The 15,291-nt window shown below is 71.9% G+C and carries 12 protein-coding genes; 9 read left to right on the top strand and 3 right to left on the bottom strand.

Annotation, left to right across the window (positions count from 1 at the left end; translation table 11 throughout):
- The first annotated feature begins 29 nt into the window (after positions 1 to 29).
- From AC0HI0_RS15965 to AC0HI0_RS15930, 8 genes are all read left to right on the top strand, one after another.
- Entirely contained in the window at positions 30 to 872 is an 843-nt protein-coding gene (locus AC0HI0_RS15965; protein WP_480933143.1) for an oxygen-binding di-iron domain-containing protein, read from the top strand.
- Positions 869 to 1,558, top strand: coding sequence for a DsbA family oxidoreductase (locus AC0HI0_RS15960; protein ID WP_480933142.1), 690 nt, complete (start codon positions 869 to 871; stop codon positions 1,556 to 1,558). The genes AC0HI0_RS15965 and AC0HI0_RS15960 overlap by 4 nt, the downstream gene beginning before the upstream one ends.
- 375 nt (positions 1,559 to 1,933) lie before the next feature.
- Positions 1,934 to 3,130 (top strand): aminotransferase class I/II-fold pyridoxal phosphate-dependent enzyme, encoded by a 1,197-nt coding sequence (locus AC0HI0_RS15955; RefSeq protein WP_480933141.1) that lies wholly within the window; start codon positions 1,934 to 1,936, stop codon positions 3,128 to 3,130.
- On the top strand, positions 3,120 to 3,605 hold the full coding sequence (locus AC0HI0_RS15950) for a DUF6190 family protein (protein WP_480933140.1): 486 nt from the start codon (positions 3,120 to 3,122) through the stop codon (positions 3,603 to 3,605). The genes AC0HI0_RS15955 and AC0HI0_RS15950 overlap by 11 nt, the downstream gene beginning before the upstream one ends.
- Positions 3,602 to 4,402: a dihydrodipicolinate synthase family protein gene (locus AC0HI0_RS15945; RefSeq protein ID WP_480933139.1), complete on the top strand. Its 801-nt coding sequence runs from the start codon at positions 3,602 to 3,604 to the stop codon at positions 4,400 to 4,402. The genes AC0HI0_RS15950 and AC0HI0_RS15945 overlap by 4 nt, the downstream gene beginning before the upstream one ends.
- Entirely contained in the window at positions 4,399 to 5,214 is an 816-nt protein-coding gene (locus AC0HI0_RS15940; protein ID WP_480933138.1) for an iron-containing redox enzyme family protein, read from the top strand. Before AC0HI0_RS15945 ends, AC0HI0_RS15940 begins: the two co-directional genes overlap by 4 nt.
- Positions 5,211 to 5,564, top strand: a complete 354-nt coding sequence (locus tag AC0HI0_RS15935) for a Rieske (2Fe-2S) protein (RefSeq protein ID WP_480933137.1) — start codon at positions 5,211 to 5,213, stop codon at positions 5,562 to 5,564. The genes AC0HI0_RS15940 and AC0HI0_RS15935 overlap by 4 nt, the downstream gene beginning before the upstream one ends.
- Before the next feature lie 377 nt (positions 5,565 to 5,941).
- Positions 5,942 to 7,651, top strand: a complete 1,710-nt coding sequence (locus tag AC0HI0_RS15930) for an HAL/PAL/TAL family ammonia-lyase (RefSeq protein WP_480933136.1) — start codon at positions 5,942 to 5,944, stop codon at positions 7,649 to 7,651.
- 2 nt (positions 7,652 to 7,653) lie between these two features.
- Here the strand turns inward: AC0HI0_RS15930 and AC0HI0_RS15925 are convergent, their stop codons facing one another.
- The 3 genes from AC0HI0_RS15925 to AC0HI0_RS15915 all read right to left on the bottom strand — a co-directional run bounded on the left by AC0HI0_RS15925 (position 7,654) and on the right by AC0HI0_RS15915 (position 13,102).
- Complete coding sequence (locus AC0HI0_RS15925) at positions 7,654 to 8,808, bottom strand: nucleotidyl cyclase domain-containing protein (protein WP_480933135.1); 1,155 nt, start codon at positions 8,806 to 8,808, stop codon at positions 7,654 to 7,656.
- A 572-nt stretch (positions 8,809 to 9,380) separates the two neighbouring features.
- A complete protein-coding gene (locus AC0HI0_RS15920) occupies positions 9,381 to 9,986 on the bottom strand; it encodes a CHAP domain-containing protein (RefSeq protein WP_480933134.1) in 606 nt (201 codons plus the stop codon).
- Between the two features lie 104 nt (positions 9,987 to 10,090).
- Positions 10,091 to 13,102, bottom strand: coding sequence for an AfsR/SARP family transcriptional regulator (locus AC0HI0_RS15915; protein ID WP_480933133.1), 3,012 nt, complete (start codon positions 13,100 to 13,102; stop codon positions 10,091 to 10,093).
- A gap of 199 nt (positions 13,103 to 13,301) precedes the next feature.
- Between AC0HI0_RS15915 and AC0HI0_RS15910 the strand changes: the two genes are divergently transcribed.
- Positions 13,302 to 15,224 carry a phospholipase A2 gene (locus tag AC0HI0_RS15910; RefSeq protein ID WP_480933132.1) on the top strand — a complete coding sequence of 641 codons (1,923 nt, stop codon included), beginning with the start codon at positions 13,302 to 13,304 and terminating at the stop codon, positions 15,222 to 15,224.
- The last annotated feature ends 67 nt before the right edge of the window (positions 15,225 to 15,291 follow it).

The raw sequence follows: 15,291 nt of genomic DNA, 5'->3' as shown, positions 1-15,291 counted from the left end.
CCCTCCGCTCCCACCGGAAGTGAGACGCAGTGCTGACGCCCTACTCCGCCGCGCCCGACGTGTTCGTGCTGCCTTCCCGACTGCCCATCGCCGGCGCGGGCGTGCTGCCCGTGCACGCCTACCTCGTCCGGGCGCGCGAACCCGTCCTGATCGACGCCGGCCTGCCGATCGACGCGGGCCGGTTCGACCAGGAGCTGTGGAACCTCGTCGACCCCCGGGACCTCCGGTGGATCGTGGTCACCCACGACGACCGCGACCACGTCGGCAGCCTGCGCGAGATCCTGGCGGCGGCCCCCAACGCGACGCTGGTGACCAACCAGCTCTCGGTGGACCGCCTCGCCGAGTACTGGAACGTGCCCCGGCACCGGGTCCGGGCGGTCAACCCGGGCCGCTCGCTGGACCTGGGCGACCGGCGGATCACCGTGCTGCGCCCGCCCGCGTACGACGCGCCGTCGACGATCGCGGTGTACGACGAGAAGCTGGAGATCCTGTTCAGCGCCGACAGCTTCGGCTCGGTGCTGCCGGAGTTCGCCGCGCACGCCCAGGACGTCGCGGAGAACGACTACTACGACGGCCTGGCCCTGTTCACCCGCGCCAACGCGCCGTGGACCTCGTTGGTGGACCAGGAGAAGTTCGACAGGGTGCTCGACCTGATCCGCGCGATCGGCCCGAAGACCGTGCTCAGCGCGCACGGGCCGATCGCCGCCGGTCGCACGGACGCCCTGCTCGACGCCATGCGCAAGATCCCCTCGATGACACCGTGGCTGCCGCCGGAGGACGTCGAGGTCGAGGCCGTGCTGGAGCGGCACGAGGCGGAGATCGCCGCGGTCGCCGCCGGCCGGGAGACCGAACTCACCGAAGGAACGCTGTGACCGCACAGGATCTGACGCCCCCGCCCGGTGTCGTCGTCGTCTTCTCCGACATCTGGTGCTCGTTCGCCAACGTCACGGTGCACCGGCTGCACAAGGCGCGCCGCGAACTCGGCCTGGACGGCCGGGTCTCGTTCGACCACCGCGCGTTCCCGTTGGAACTGCTGAACAAGGCGCCCAGCCCGCGCACCGGCACCGACAGCGAGGTCGGCCGGATCGCGAGCCTCGAACCGGACGCCGGGTGGCAGCTGTGGCAGGACAAGGACTGGCTCTACCCGTCCAGCACGCTGCTCGCGCTGGAAGCCGTGCAGGCCGCCAAGGAGCAGGGGTTCGCCGCGTCCGAGCAGCTCGACCTGGCGCTGCGCAAGGCTTTCTGGGCGCAGTCCCGGTGCATCGCCAACTACCACGTGATCCTCGACGTCGCGGCGGGCACGGGCGCGGTCGACGTGGCCGCGCTCGCGGCGGCGCTGGACGACGGCCGGGCCCGCCGCGCGCTGGCCGAGCAGGCCGCGATCTCCGCCACCGAGACCGTCGACTGCAGCCCGCACCTGTTCCTCCCGGACGGTTCCGACCACGCCAACCCGGGCATCGGCGTGGGCTGGCACGGCGCTTACGGCACCGGCTGGCCGGTGGTCGACCGGGACGAACCCGAAGTCGTGTCCGAACTCGTGAAACGCTCGGCGGCATAACCCGGCACGAGGTCCGCGACCTCGTGCCGACCGCGGTTCCCGCGAAACAATCCCGGCCCCCCAGGTCGGGATTTCGCATGTCCGCACCCATAGGGAAAAGCGATGCGCTGAATAGAATAGCGCGCGGCCCCGGCCGGGGCCCGGAGCAGGGGTTTTTCGTCAAGAAACGGATCGTTAGCCGACCGTTATGAAATCTGTGCGGTTAAGGTGGCTACCGTGGCTATTGCCGCCGAGGCGAAAGGTTCGGACGTCGAACACCGGGCGACGGCGTACCTGAACAATCGTCGGTCGAATTGATTCCGGTAAGCACGCGTTCGACCGGCACACGTCGAATCCCGGTGCCTGCCCCGTCGAAAACAAACCCGGGAGTACCCCTTGACGAGCACCAGTGCGGACACCACCACGGCCAGGCCGGACATCAGCGACTTCGTCGACCTCACCCAGCACGAGATCGAGGCCCTGAAGACCCGGTTCAACCTCGCGGACGCGCACACCCACCAGCGGCAGTCCACCAGCCAGGAGAAGATCGTCGGCAGCCTGCCCGAGCTGTGGTACGAGGCCGAGCAGGGCCTGCAGTCCCACTACGAGCAGCGGTTCATCGAAGCCTTCTTCCGGCTGCACCGCCAGCCCGGCGCCGCGGCGCTGGGCAAGACCATGATCTCCTACGCGGCGAGCATCTCGACCATGGTCGCCGCGATGTTCCTCAAGAACCGCTCGATCTCGGTCACGCTGGTCGAGCCGTGCTTCGACAACCTCGTGGACCTGCTCAAGAACATGCAGGTCGACGTGCGCCCGATCGACGAGTCGAACCTGCACGAAGTTTCGGACATCTACGACAACCTGGTCCGCAACGTGCGGACCGACGCGCTGTTCCTGGTCGATCCCAACAATCCCACCGGGTTCAGCCTGCTCAAAGACGGCCGCAGCGGCTTCGCGGAAGTCGTGCGCTACTGCGTCGACCACGACAAAGTGCTGCTGATCGACCAGTGCTTCGCCGCGTTCGCCCTCGCGGACCGGCGAATCGGGCGATTCGACATCTACGAGTTACTCGAAAGCTCCGGCGTGACCTACCTGGCGATCGAGGACACCGGCAAGACCTGGCCGGTCCAGGACGCCAAGTGCGCGATGATCACGCCGAGCGACGACATCCGCGAGGAGGTCTACAACCTCCACACGAGCGTGCTGCTCAACGTCTCGCCGTTCGTGCTCAACTTCCTGGCCGGCTACGTCGAGGACTCGGTCGAGGACGGCTTCGCCTCGGTGCGCAACGTCATCACCGAGAACCGGCGGCTGGCCAAGGTCGTGCTCGACGGCGACGTGCTGGAGTACATCGAGCCGGTGGTGAACGTCAGCGTGGCGTGGTTCCGCGTCAAGCCGGCGAACCTGACCGCGACCGGCTTGCAGCGCAAGCTGCTGGAGAACGACGTCTACGTGCTGCCCGGCACCTACTTCTTCTGGAACGAGCCGGTCAAGGGCGAGCGCTACGTGCGCCTGGCGCTGGCCCGCGACCCCGAGATGTTCGCCGACGCCATGACCGCCATGCGTGAGGTGCTGACCCGCAATGAGTGGTGAAGCGATCATCGACGCCGCGCTGTTCATGGCGATGAACAGCGCGGACGAGTCGACGCGGCGGCGGGGCAAGGCGTTCTTCGTCCGCCACCTGGAGACCGGGGCCGTGATGCCGCTGGAGCAGGTCGGCGCGTGCGACGACCTGGTGTGGGGCTACAGCCGCGCCGAGCAGGACGCCTACTACCCGTTCATGGACGTCCTGCACACCGAGATGCGGATCGACCGGATCGGCTACACCGACGACGACCTCCGGCGCGGCCTGGACGTCGCGGGTTCCGCCGGCCTCTCGCCGCGCCACCGCCTGACCGTGGCGTTCGCGCTCAACCGCGCCGGCACCCTGTTCACGGTCGACCCCGAGCTGACCGCCCGGACCGACCTGCCGCTGGGTGAGCTGCCCGACGTCGAGTCGGCGTTCCCGCAGGAGCTGGAAGACCTCTACGAGCGGTCGCTGGCGCTGCGCGTGCGAGGTGCGGCATGAGCCTGCGCGGCACGATCGTCCCCCTCGTCACACCGCTGGACGCGCACGGCGAGGTGTCGGCGTCCGACATCGACCGGCTGATCGGCTCGCTGGCCGACCGGGTCGACGGGCTGATGCCCGCCCTGAGCACCGGCGAGGGCTGGAAGCTGTCGGAACGGCAGTGGGTGGACGTGGTGTCGTCCACCCGCACGCACTCCCGCGGGCTGCCGGTGCTGTCGGGCATCCAGCTCCCCACCACGGCCGAGGTCGTGGCGCGGGCCAAGGTGGCGGTGGACCTCGGGGTCGACGCGATCGTCGTCACCACCCCGTACGGGCAGGACGTGACCCAGGACGAGATCTTCGGGCACTTCCGGACCATCCGCGAGGCGGTCGGCGTCCGGATCTTCCTCTACAACGAGGAGGCCGTGTCCGGCAACCGGATCGAGCTGGACACCCTGCTGCGGATCTGCCGGCTGCCGGGCGTCGTCGGCATCAAGGAGTCCAGCGGTTCGGCGGAGTTCACCACCGCCGTGGCCGGCGCGGGCACCGGCGTCCCGGTGTTCGAGGGCTGGGAGAACCTGCTGGTCCGGGTGACCGGCATCGCCGGGTTCATCGGCCCGCTGCTGAACCTGGAACCGGGGCTGTGCAACGAGATGCTCGCCGATCCCCGGCCGGAGCTGCAGGACCGGATCAACGACGCCTGCCGGGCGTACGGGCTGTTCGACGAGCAGTGGTACCGGCCGTTGAAGGAGGAGCTGGTCCGCCGGGGCGTCATCACGACGGCCGGGGTCCTGCCCGAGCGGGCGGTGGCGTCATGAGCGTGGCGCGCAGGCTCTACCAGCTCAACCGCTCGGTGCCCACGGCGGCCGAGTACGCCGAGATGCGCCGGCTGGAACGGGAGTCCTTCCAGCGGCGCGCCGACGAACGGGAGGCGGCGGCACCCGACTTCGCCTCGCGGGCGGAGCTGGTGAAGGCGCTCGGGGAGCGGCTGGCGGCCGAAGAGGGCAATCCGAGCCCGGGTGACCTGTTCATCGCCGAGGAGGCGAACCTGGCGCAGTTCAAGGAGATCGTCTCCCAGTTCGCGGTGGACGGGCTCATCGAGTCGCAGTCGTTGCTGGCGATCATCCCCAGGCTGCCGTCGCGGTCGCGGATGGCGGTGTTCCGGATCCTGATCGACGAGTTCGGCTGCGGCAACGACGACCAGGAGCACGCCGGTCTGTACCGGAAGCTGTTGGAGGAGCTGGAGCTGCCCACCGACCTGGCCCACCACGTCGACCGGGCGGCGGACGAGCTGCTCGGGTTCGTCAACCTGTTCTACTGGCTGGCGGCCCGCGCACCGCAACCGGACTACTTCCTCGGGGCCTACGCCTACTTCGAGTCGAGCGTGCTGTACGCGTTCCGCAGCTTCGGCGCGGCCGGCAAGCGGCTCGGGCTGGTGCAGGACCGGTACTACACCGAACACCTCTACATCGACGCCTTCCACAGCAAGCAGATGCAGACCGCCATCCGGGAGCTGGACCAGGAGCGCGGTGTCGACCTGCGGAAGGTGTGGGCCGGGGTCGAGCTGACCAGCGCGGTGGTCGGCGAGGCGGTCGACGCCGCCGTCGCGCGGGCGAAGGAGGTCGCGTGAGCACCGACGCCGAGCCGGTCGCGGCGGCACCCGGCGCGGTCGCGGCGGTGGCCGCGGTGCCCTCCGTGCGACCGCTGCCCGCCCGGAGTCCCGGCGTGTCCGTGCGCCAGCTCAACGCCGACCTGCTGCTGGTCGAGGTGCGGGAACACCGGTTCCTCACCCAGGCCGAGTGCCCGCACCGCAAGGGCAGGCTGCTGTTCGGCTACGTCAACGACCGCAAGCTCCGCATCACCTGTCCGCTGCACCACTCCACGTTCGACCTGCCCACCGGGGACCAGGTGTCCGGACCGTCCTGCGGCTCGCTCAAGGTGACGCCGCTGACCGGCGAAGGGCCGTATCCCCTGACGTGACAACCCGACCCCGTGGGTCGCCGGCGTCGGGAGGGGTACTCCGCACCTCTCCCGACGCCGGCGCGGGACCGCGGTGACGGCGGGTGGTGCGGTGGTCACGGCCACCGCACCACCCGCCCTCCGACCGCGCTCCTCGACGAGGTGACGATCGGCCGTGCCGGTGACGGTCCGTCCCTTGTGGAGCGTCACGTCGGGTCGCCGGCTCACCCGATGGCTCGGTTCGGGCGCGCCGGACGCCCGTCGGCACGTGCGGCGGTGCGAGGATGACCTGGCGGTCGTCCGGACGGCGGCCCGAGACCGGCGGCGCGCGTCGCCGTCCCCTGTGGACAGTCGACTTCCGGCCGCGGGTTGTGCCGCGGCACGAGGCAGGAGAACGAATGACGTTCCCGTGGCGGCTCCTGGTCGTGGGCGTGCTCGGTGCGGCGACGCTGTCGAGCGCCACCGCCGCGCCCGGCGCGATCGCGGACCGGCAGTCGGTCCGGTTGGAGCACCGGACCGCCGTGCTGGAGCTGGACGGCGAATCGCTGGGCTGGGACCGGTTGGTGGAGGTGCTGGAAGCCGACGACGTCCAGGTGCGGCTGGGGCAGCGGTCCCGGCAGGAGCTGGTCCGCGCCCGGCAGGGCGCCGAGGCCGCGTTGGCTGCCGGGCAACGGGTGTACGGGTGGAACCAGGCGCTGGGCCCGTTGAAGGGCGACCCGCTGCCCCCCGAGGACCGGTTGGAGTTCCAGCGGCGCGTGCTGCGCTCGCACGCCGCCGGCGTCGGCCCGGCCCTGTCCGACCGGGTCGCCCGGCTGGCGCTGGTGCTGCGGGCCAACACCATGGCGCGCGGCAGGATGGGCGTGCGGCCGGAGTTCGTCGACCGCATCCTGGACCTGGTCAACGCCGGGATCACGCCCCGGATGCCGGAGATCGGCTCGCTGGGCACCGGTGACCTCCAGCCGATGGCGGCGGCGGGCCTGGTGCTCACCGGTGAACCGGCGCCCGCCCGCTTCCAGGGCCGGGAGGGCTCCGCGCCCGAACTGCTCGCCCAGGCCGGGCTGCCACCGGCGTTCCAGCTCGAACAGGGCGAGGCGCTGCCGCTGATCAGCGGCAGCAGCGTGCTGACCGCGCGGTACGTCGACGCCGTGGTGCGGGCCGAGCACCTCGCCGACGTCCACGACGCGGCGTTCGCGTTGTTCCTGGAGGCCACCCGCGCCGAACAGGGTGCCTTCGACCCCCGAACCCACGACGAGCGCCGCATCCCCGCCGAGGTCGAGGCGGCGCGGGTGACCAGGTTGTTGATCTGCGGCACCGGGTGGATGACCGACGAGGGGCGCAAGGCGAGCGGCGAGCCCGACCCGCGCATCCAGGACGCGGTCTCGGTGCGCGCCGCCCCGCACATCATGGGCGCGCTGCGCCAACGGCTGGCCGACGCGCACGGCCACATCGAGCGCGAGGCGAACGCGTCGACGTCCAACCCGTTGCTGTTCGAGAAGGACGGCCGCTACGAGTTCGTCATGGGCGGCAACTGGGACGCCGCGCTGCTCGGCCACGAGATCGACTCGCTCAACGCCCAGACCGCCGATCTGGGCGTGCTGTCCCAGGAGCTGTCCGCGCGGCTGCTCGCCGACAAGTGGAGCTACGGCCTGCCGCCCAACCTCGCGGGCGGCAAGCCCGGCCTGAACTCGGGCCTGATCCAGGCGCAGACCGTGGCGGTGGCGCTGGTGCCGGAGATGCAGCGGCTGGCCACTCCCGCCGGCACGCTGTCCCGCCCGGCGAAGTTCGGCCAGGAGGACCACAACACGATGGCGATGGCCTCGGTGCGCGCCCTGCACGACAACCTCGACCGCCTGGAAACGGTGCTGGCCGTGCACGTCATGATGGCCGCGCAGGGCATCGACCTGATCAAGGACAAGATGGCCGCGTTCCCGTTGGGCGCGGGCACGAAGCGGCTGCACGACGCGGTACGCCGGCACGTCGACCCGGTGGTCGACGACCGCTACCTGACGCCCGACGTGGAGAAGGCGACCGCGCTGGTGCGCAGCGGGGAACTGAGCCGCGAGGTGCGGGCCGCGCTGGTGCCGGAGCAGAACAAGTGCGCCGCGTGACCCTAGCGGGCACGTCTGTCGGTGTGTTGGCGCGGCAGGGCGGCGGCGATCGCGGCCGGCAGTTCACGCGGCGAGTGCAGCAGTTCGGGGTGTGAGTCGAGGACGTGGCACTCGTCGTCGGTGGGTGCCCAGGCGGTGACCTGCGGGCCGATCTTGATCAGGATGAAGTGGCGGGTGTAGACGACCACGTCCTCATGGCCCCGGCAGGCGTCGAGCAGGCGCGCGATGGCGTGGGCGGTCCGCTCCTCGCCTGTCGGGTCCGGCGGGTGGACGTCGATGGTGATGTCGCGCCCCTGCACGACGGTCTCGACGGCGTCCGACCTCAACTCGTTGGCCACGGCGGCGGTGACGGCCTCGGCCAGGCCCTTCGTGGCGTCCGGGTCGTTCTGCCGGGCGAACAGCTGCTGGAACCACGACCCGCGTCGGGGCTCCCGCGCGGCCGTGATCGCGTCGCCTCGGGTTTCCAGCAGTTCGACCAGCGCGTCGCGGACGGCCGTGCCGTCGTCGCCGGAGGTGTAGACCATCACCTGGTAGATGCCGGCGGACCGGTCCGTGTCCTCGACTTGGCGGACGAGCGAATCGGGCAGGGCGATCCACGCGGAGTCGTAGGTGTCCTTCACCATGACGTCGACCTGTCGGAACGCGGCGGGGTCCAGCGTCCTGGAGTGCGGGACGACGTCGTCGAACAGTTGCCGGGACACGATCGTCGCGACCGGGTCCGGCGAGTCGTGCAGGGCTTGGCGAAGAGGGGCGGAGTCGAGCAGCCGGAACGCGACGGTGACCGCGTTGGACGTGGCACCGCGCCCGTCGAAGGCGACTTCGCCGGAGTGCAGGGCCAGCCGCAGCCGCACCCGCGCGCCGCCCTCGCGCGTGGTGTTGTACCGGCGCAGTGCCCCCGCCAGCGCCGCCGGCAGCACCTCCACCAGCGACGCCTTCGGAATCTCCGGCGGGACCAGCACGAACACGCCGTCCCCGTGGTCCTCGTGGTAGGAGGAATCCCACGACACCCCGGCCTCGGCCATCGCCTCGGCCAACGCCTGGTACATGCCGGCGCGGATGGCGACCTGATCGGGGACTGTCCGGGTGGGGGAGCCGAATCCCTCGATGTCGACCACGACCATCGTCCGGTGCAGCGCCCGCCGACCCGGGTCCGCCATGCCAACCTCCGACAAGCCGCGCGGTGCGTCGATGAACCGCAGTTCTACCGCGCTGCGGACGGTCCGGACCCGCAGTCCGCGGAACAGTCGCCCGTTCAGCCTGCGGGCGCGGACCGGGCGGCGGTACTTCTCGTGGTCGTGGTCGTGGCCGTGGTGGGCGTGGAGCCGGCGAGGTCGACCACGTGGCCTGCCGGTCGTGCCTCGGATCGGCTGGACGGCGTCGACACGTCGCACCCGACGCGCCGGACAACGCGGTGGGCAGCCGGTTCCAGCCGACCCCGGTACGCACCACGTACAGGATGCCGCTCCGACGCCGCCCGGTCGTCGGCACGCCGGCGTCCCGGGTGGCGGAAACGCCTCGGGCGCACCGGGATCAACGGCCCGATCCGTGCCCACGGCTCGTCGGTCGGGACCAACTCGCGCGCAGGACGATCGGGGAACACTATGCAGCAGTGGCAGAGCCGACACGCCAACTCAATGTGAACTTGGCCGGCGGTCGCGGCGTGCGCGACGGGCGCGCCGAATCGGCGTCACGACCGTGGCCGTGACGCCGATTCACCGGATCGCCGGGATCAGGAGACCGGGGACGCGTACCCCGAGACGGTGCCGTCCGGGGTGAACGTGCGGTCGTCGACGTATTTGGAGCCCGTGCCGCTGTTGCCTGAGATCACCGTGATCTTGCCGGAGCCGGTGTTCACCTTCGTCACGATGCCCACGTGGCCGGCCCAGGTGCCGCCGCTGTTCAGGTTGTACACCACGGCGTCACCCACCTTGACGCCCTTGATGCTCGACCCGGAGTTCCAGGTCTTGTTGGTCTTGCCGTACTTGTAGAGGCTCGCCGCCGCCGGCGTGACGCCGGAGGTCTTGGCACCGGCCTGCTTCCACACGTACTTCAGGAAGTCCGCGCACCACGCCTCGGCCCGCCACCCCTTCTTGCAGCCCGCCGTCGAACCGGACCCGACCTGGCCGCTGTAGAAGTTGCAGTTCTTCGCGCCTTCCTCGTGGTTGCGGTCCTTGTTCTTCAGCTCGCGCTCCGCGATGGAGGCGATCTTGGCGCCCAGCGACGCCTGCGCCTGGACGCCGTCGGCGGCCTGGCCCTGCGCGGTGGCGACCGAAGTGCCCGTGGTGAGGGCGAACAGCGCCGCGACGAGCGTGAGCGCCTTGGTGATCCGTGACATCACTGCCGCATCCCCCTTGTGTTGCGTGGCCGTCCGTCGGCCGACGCCACCAATGCTCGGGGGCCCGCCGTGGACGTCCATTGGGCGATCCTGGAATCCGCCGATCACGTGCGGATCCGGGCCGCCCGGTCGGTGTCGCCGATGCGCAGGTACACCTCGCGCGCCTCGGCGAACGCACGCCGCGCGGCGACCGGGTCGACCTGCTCGTAGGCGCGGCCCAGCGATTCCAGGGCGGCGGCCTGGTAGGAGTGCCAGCCCCTGGTGCGCCACAGCGCGACGGACTCCTCCAGGTGGACCACCGCGTCGTGCGGCCGGTCCTCCGCCAGCGCCAGGAGTCCCAGCAGTTCCAACCCCTCCGCCGTGTGGTGGGTCATCCGGTGGCGGCGGCTCAGCGACAGCGAGCGCTCCGCGTCGGCGCGCGCCCGTTCGAGGTCGGCGCGCAGGTGCAGGCGCGCGGATGCGAGCAGCGTCAACACCTCGGTGTAGGAGTCGCGGTAGGCGCGGGCGATGGCCAGCGACTGGTCCAGCATGTGCCTGCTGACCTCGAACTCCCCGGCTTCCCGGTACCCGATGCCCGCGAACTGGAGCGCGGTGGCCTCCCAGCGCGGGTTCCCCAGCTCGCGCGCGTGGACCAGCGCCCGTTCGGCGTGCTGGACGGCGACGGCGACTTGGCGGTTGTCGAAGTGCGCTACGGCCAGGGCGAGTTCGGCGCGCGCCGACCCGCCGACGTGGTTCGCGCGCTCGGCCAGGGCCAGCGCGGCTTCGGCCGTGGCGACGGCCTCGGCGTGCCTGCCCGCCGCGGTCTCCGACCACGAGTGCATCACCGCGACGTCCGAGGCTCCCGCGTCGTGGCCGAGTTCGACGAACAGGTCCCACAGCGCGAGCGCCTCCACGCGCATCCGGTCCATCGCCTCGCCCGGCCCGTTCGCGATCCAGGTGGTCACGTCGAGCAGCCCGCGCCGCATCACCGCCTCGCCGAGCCGGTTGCCGTGCTCGACGCACACGTCGAGCACCTCACGGTTGAGCGCGAGCCAGTCCGAGTACATGCCGCGCAGGTCGAAGTACTTCTCCAGGCACCCGGCGAGGTCGAACGCGAGGTCGGTCAGCCCCGCGCGGCACGCCTGGCGCACGGCGGCGGTCAACGCCGGCCGCTCCGCGTCGAACCAGGTGTCCGACCACTCCGGCGACAGGTCGGGCACCAGGTCGTCGACCGGCGGGCGGTGCGCGCCGCCGCTGATCCGGGCGTAGCAGGGGCCGGGCACGAACCCGGTCAGCCGCTCGGCCAGCGCCAGCCAGCCGCCGAGCGCCCGCTCGACGGCGCGGTCGCGGTCGGCGGGGGCCTCCTCGGCTTCCGCGCGCTCGGCCGCGAACAGCCGGATGAGGTCGTGGCAGCGGTACCGGTACTGGCCCACCGGGTCGACCTCGGACACGGTCAGCAGGTGGGCGTCGACCAGTTCCTCGGCGTGCCCGACCGCCTCGTCCAGCGGGAGTTCGAGCAGCACGGCCACCACCCACGGCGGGAAGTCCGGCACCGCGACCAGCCCGAGCAGGCGCAGCAGCCGCCGGGCGGGCCCGGCCAGCCCGGCGTAGCTCATCGCGAACGACGCGCGCACCTCCAGGTCGCCGACCGCGAGCCGGTCGAGCCGGCGGCGCTCGTCGCTGAGCTGCCCCACCAGGTGGTCCAGCCGCCACGTGCGCCGCGCGGCCAGCCGCGCCCCGGCGATCCGCACCGCCAGCGGCAACCCGCCGCACAGCACCACGATCCGCTCGGCGGCGGCCGGCTCGGCCGCGACGCGCTGCGCGCCGACGAGCTTGGCCAGCAGCGCCACGCCCTCGTCGGTGGTGAACACGTCCAGCTCCACCCACTCGACGCCTTCCGCGCCGGTCGGCTTGGCACGGCTGGTGACCAGCACCGCGCACCCGCCCGAGCCCGGCAGCAGCGGGTAGACCTGACCGGCCGTCGTGGCGTTGTCCAGCACGATCAGCACCGTCCGGCCGCGCAGCAGGGTGCGGAAGACGTCGCCGCGCTCGGCGTGGTCGGCGGGGATGGCGCGGTCCGGGACACCGAGCACCCGCAGCAGCCGGGCCAGCACGTCACCGGGCGCGGCGTGGCCGAGGTCCACCCAGAGCTGCCCGTCCGGGAAGCGGTCGGCGACCCGGTGCGCGACGTGCCGGGCGAGCGAACTCTTGCCGATCCCGCCCATGCCCAGGACCGCGACCACCCGCCCGCCGGTGATCAACCGCTCGACCAGCGCCGCGGACTGCCCGGCCCGGTCGGTGAAGTCGTGCACGTCCGGCGGCAGGGTCGCCGGAGCGGACCACGTGATGGTCTCGGCGGGCTCCTCGCCGGCCGCGCCGGCCTCGACCCGCAGCAGTTCCGGGTCGGCGGCCAGCACCCGCCGGCGCAGCTCGACCAGCGCGGCCCCGGGATCGACGCCCAACTCCTCGACCAGCGACCGCCGGGTGCGGTCGAGGCAGGCGAGCGCGTCGGCGGTGCGGCCGAGCCGGTGCAGGGCGAGCGCCACCTGGCCCGCGACCCGTTCGTCCAACGGGTCCTCGGCCGAACGGGCCGACGCGACGGCGAGCGCGTCGGCGTCCCGCCCGCATCGCAGCAGCAGGTCGCACAGACCGAGCTGGGCGGCGGCGTGCTCACGCTGCAGGGTGGCGCGCTGGGCGGCGAACCACGCGCTCTCCGCCCCGCTGAACGGTTCGCCGCGCCACAGGCCCAACGCCTGCGCCAGCACGTCCGCCGCGTCACCGGGGTGTCCGGTCGCCTTGGCCTGGGCGACCAGACGGCGGAACCGGTGCACGTCCACGACATCGGGGTCGACCCGGGCGACGTAACCGCCCGGGTGCCGCTCGACGATCACGTGGTCCGAGTGCGGCGCGAGCGCGCGGCGCAGCCGCGAAAGGTAGCTGTGCAACGTGTTCTGCGCCCCGCGCGGCGGATCCTCGCCCCAGAGCCGGTCCAGGATCCGGGTCAGGGGCACCACGCGGTCCGCGTCCACGAGCAGCGCCGCGAGCACGTACCGCTGCTTCTGGTGCCCCAGATCCACCGCGTTCGGGCCGAGCCACGCCTCGATCTGCCCCAGCAGGCTGAACCTGATCGCCCCCACCGAACCTCCTCGCGGCCGCCAGGCTACTCAGCCGCCGGCCCCGCCGCACGGCTTTCCACGTCCGCCGGCCCGCCGGCCGATCCCGGCGTCCAAGGATTCCTCAAGTCCTGCCCACAAGCCGTCGACCACGCTGGCCCGGAACTGTCCTGACACCACTCGCGGGGGGAATGCGATGCGAACCGGAACGAGACTCCTGGCGGTGCCCCTGGTCGTCCTGGCGCTGGCAGGCGGGACGATCCAGGCGGGTGCCGTCCCGCACACCCGTCCGGCCCAGGCGGTCGACGTGGACCTGCCGCCGGTCGCCGACACCGACGTGGACTCCGTGTTCGACGGCAACAACGCCTCCGGCGGGTACCTGAAGGCCGGGACCGAGGCGGACGGCGAGAAGTCCAGGGCCTACCTGCGGTTCGACACCAGGGGGCTGCGCGCGCCGGTCAAGGCCGTGCTGACGCTGACCAACGTCGACGCGCCCGGCTGCGGGCCGGCGGTCGGCGCGGGCATCCAGGTGCGGCCGGTCACCGACTTCTGGGACCCGGCGACGCAGACGTGGACGCCGCAGCCGTCCAACAGCGCCACCGACGCGGTGCTCAGCACCGAGGGCTCGCAGCACGGCTCGTGCGGCAGCGGGCGGATGAGCTGGGACGTCACCGCCATCGTCGCCGCGTGGGCCGCCGGGACCGCCAAGAACCACGGCCTGGTCCTGCTCGCCCCGGCCGAGAGCGCGACGCGCAACTACCGCGTGTTCACCTCCACCGAGAACGGGGAGGGCCTGGGCGACCCGCCCACCTTGCGGGTGACCACCGAGACCCCGTTCACGCCCGGCGAGGGCGACGACCCGGCCGAGCCGGGGCCCGCGCCGGCCGACCAGTGGCCGGGCCGGGTCGAGCCGGACACCGGCGTGTGGCTGACCGGCGGCACCGACGTGTTCGAGCCGGGGCTGGTCACCACCCGCAGCCACAGCGCGGGACAGCGCGTCGACGTCACCAACCCCAACGAACGGGTGCTCGGCCCGAACTGGCGGCTGGAACCGCTCGGCGGCGTGCTCGGCGACCGGCTGAAGGACTTCAGCGCCAACGGCTACCTCCAGATCAACCGCACCAGCGGCAGTTCCTCCGACCGCTACCTCGCCGACCCGGCCAGGCCGGGCACGTTCACCGCGTCGGACGGCGGCACCGTGGTCCGCGACGCCGACGGCACGTTCACCGAGAAAGCCGCCGATGCGGCGGCAAGCTCCCGCACCTGGCGCAAAGTCGGCGCGGACCACCTGATCACGGCGACCACCCACCCCGAGGCGGGCACGACCACGGTCGGCTACGACGCCCAGGGCCGGGTCGCCCGGCTCACCTCCCCTGCGGGGGACACCGCGACCTTCTGGTACGCGACGGCGACCACCGCCACCGGCAGCGCGCTGGGCGACGTCGCCGGGCAGCTCAAGGACGTGGAGTACGACGCCGCCGGCGACCCGCCCCCGGCCGTCGTCGTGGCGTACTCCTACGACAGCGGCAAGAGGCTGCGCCGGGTGGACGACCTGCGCCGGCTCGACGGCGAACCCGTGGCCACGAGCACCTACACCTACGACGCGACCGGCAACATCACCCGGCTGGACACCCCGCCGGACGGGCTGTGGAACCTGACCTACAGCGCCGCGGGCAAGCTGAAGACGGCCACCAAGCCCCCGACCGCCGCCCTCCAGCCGCACTGCAAGTACGCCTCGCAGTACCTGTGGGGGCGCGACGGGTGCTGGGCGGGTCCCGTGCCGATGTCCTACGGGGGCCGGAAAATCCAGCCCAGTTGGCGGCGCACGCCCGGCAACAAGGCCGTCGTGGGCGTGACCGACGACCACTGCACCGCGCCCGCCCTGCAGAAGCCCGGCGGGTTCGACTTCCGGGTCGCCTGCGACATGCACGACTACGGCTACGGGATCACCTACCTCAAGACCAGGCAGTGGGACAAGTCGAAGAAGGGCGCGGTGGACGCGGTCTTCTTCACCACCCTGCGCGACTACACGTGCAACGCCTACTCGACGTCCAGGCGCACGCTGTGCCGGAACCTGGCGAGCAGCTACTACGACTTCGTCAGCGCGTTCGGTGGCCTGAGCATGAAGTACGCCAAGGACTACTGAGGACGCCGGAGTGATCTTGCGTCCGAATGAGGGTGCCTGGCACCCGCCGAGCCAGTAGGTTCGAAAC

The sequence above is a fragment of the Saccharothrix sp. NBAS 001 genome (genome assembly GCF_056640475.1).
The sequence above is the reverse complement of the archived record's forward strand: the minus strand, read 5'-3'. Positions and strand labels throughout refer to the sequence as shown.

Bases quoted from the DNA above. Each gene is read 5' to 3' on its own strand.
- AC0HI0_RS15950 (WP_480933140.1), top strand. From the start codon at position 3,120: ATGAGTGGTGAAGCGATCATCGACGCCGCGCTGTTCATGGCGATGAAC.
- AC0HI0_RS15945 (WP_480933139.1), top strand. From the start codon at position 3,602: ATGAGCCTGCGCGGCACGATCGTCCCCCTCGTCACACCGCTGGACGCG.
- AC0HI0_RS15940 (WP_480933138.1), top strand. From the start codon at position 4,399: ATGAGCGTGGCGCGCAGGCTCTACCAGCTCAACCGCTCGGTGCCCACG.
- AC0HI0_RS15930 (WP_480933136.1), top strand. From the start codon at position 5,942: ATGACGTTCCCGTGGCGGCTCCTGGTCGTGGGCGTGCTCGGTGCGGCG.
- AC0HI0_RS15925 (WP_480933135.1), bottom strand. From the start codon at position 8,808: ATGGCGGACCCGGGTCGGCGGGCGCTGCACCGGACGATGGTCGTGGTC.
- AC0HI0_RS15920 (WP_480933134.1), bottom strand. From the start codon at position 9,986: ATGTCACGGATCACCAAGGCGCTCACGCTCGTCGCGGCGCTGTTCGCC.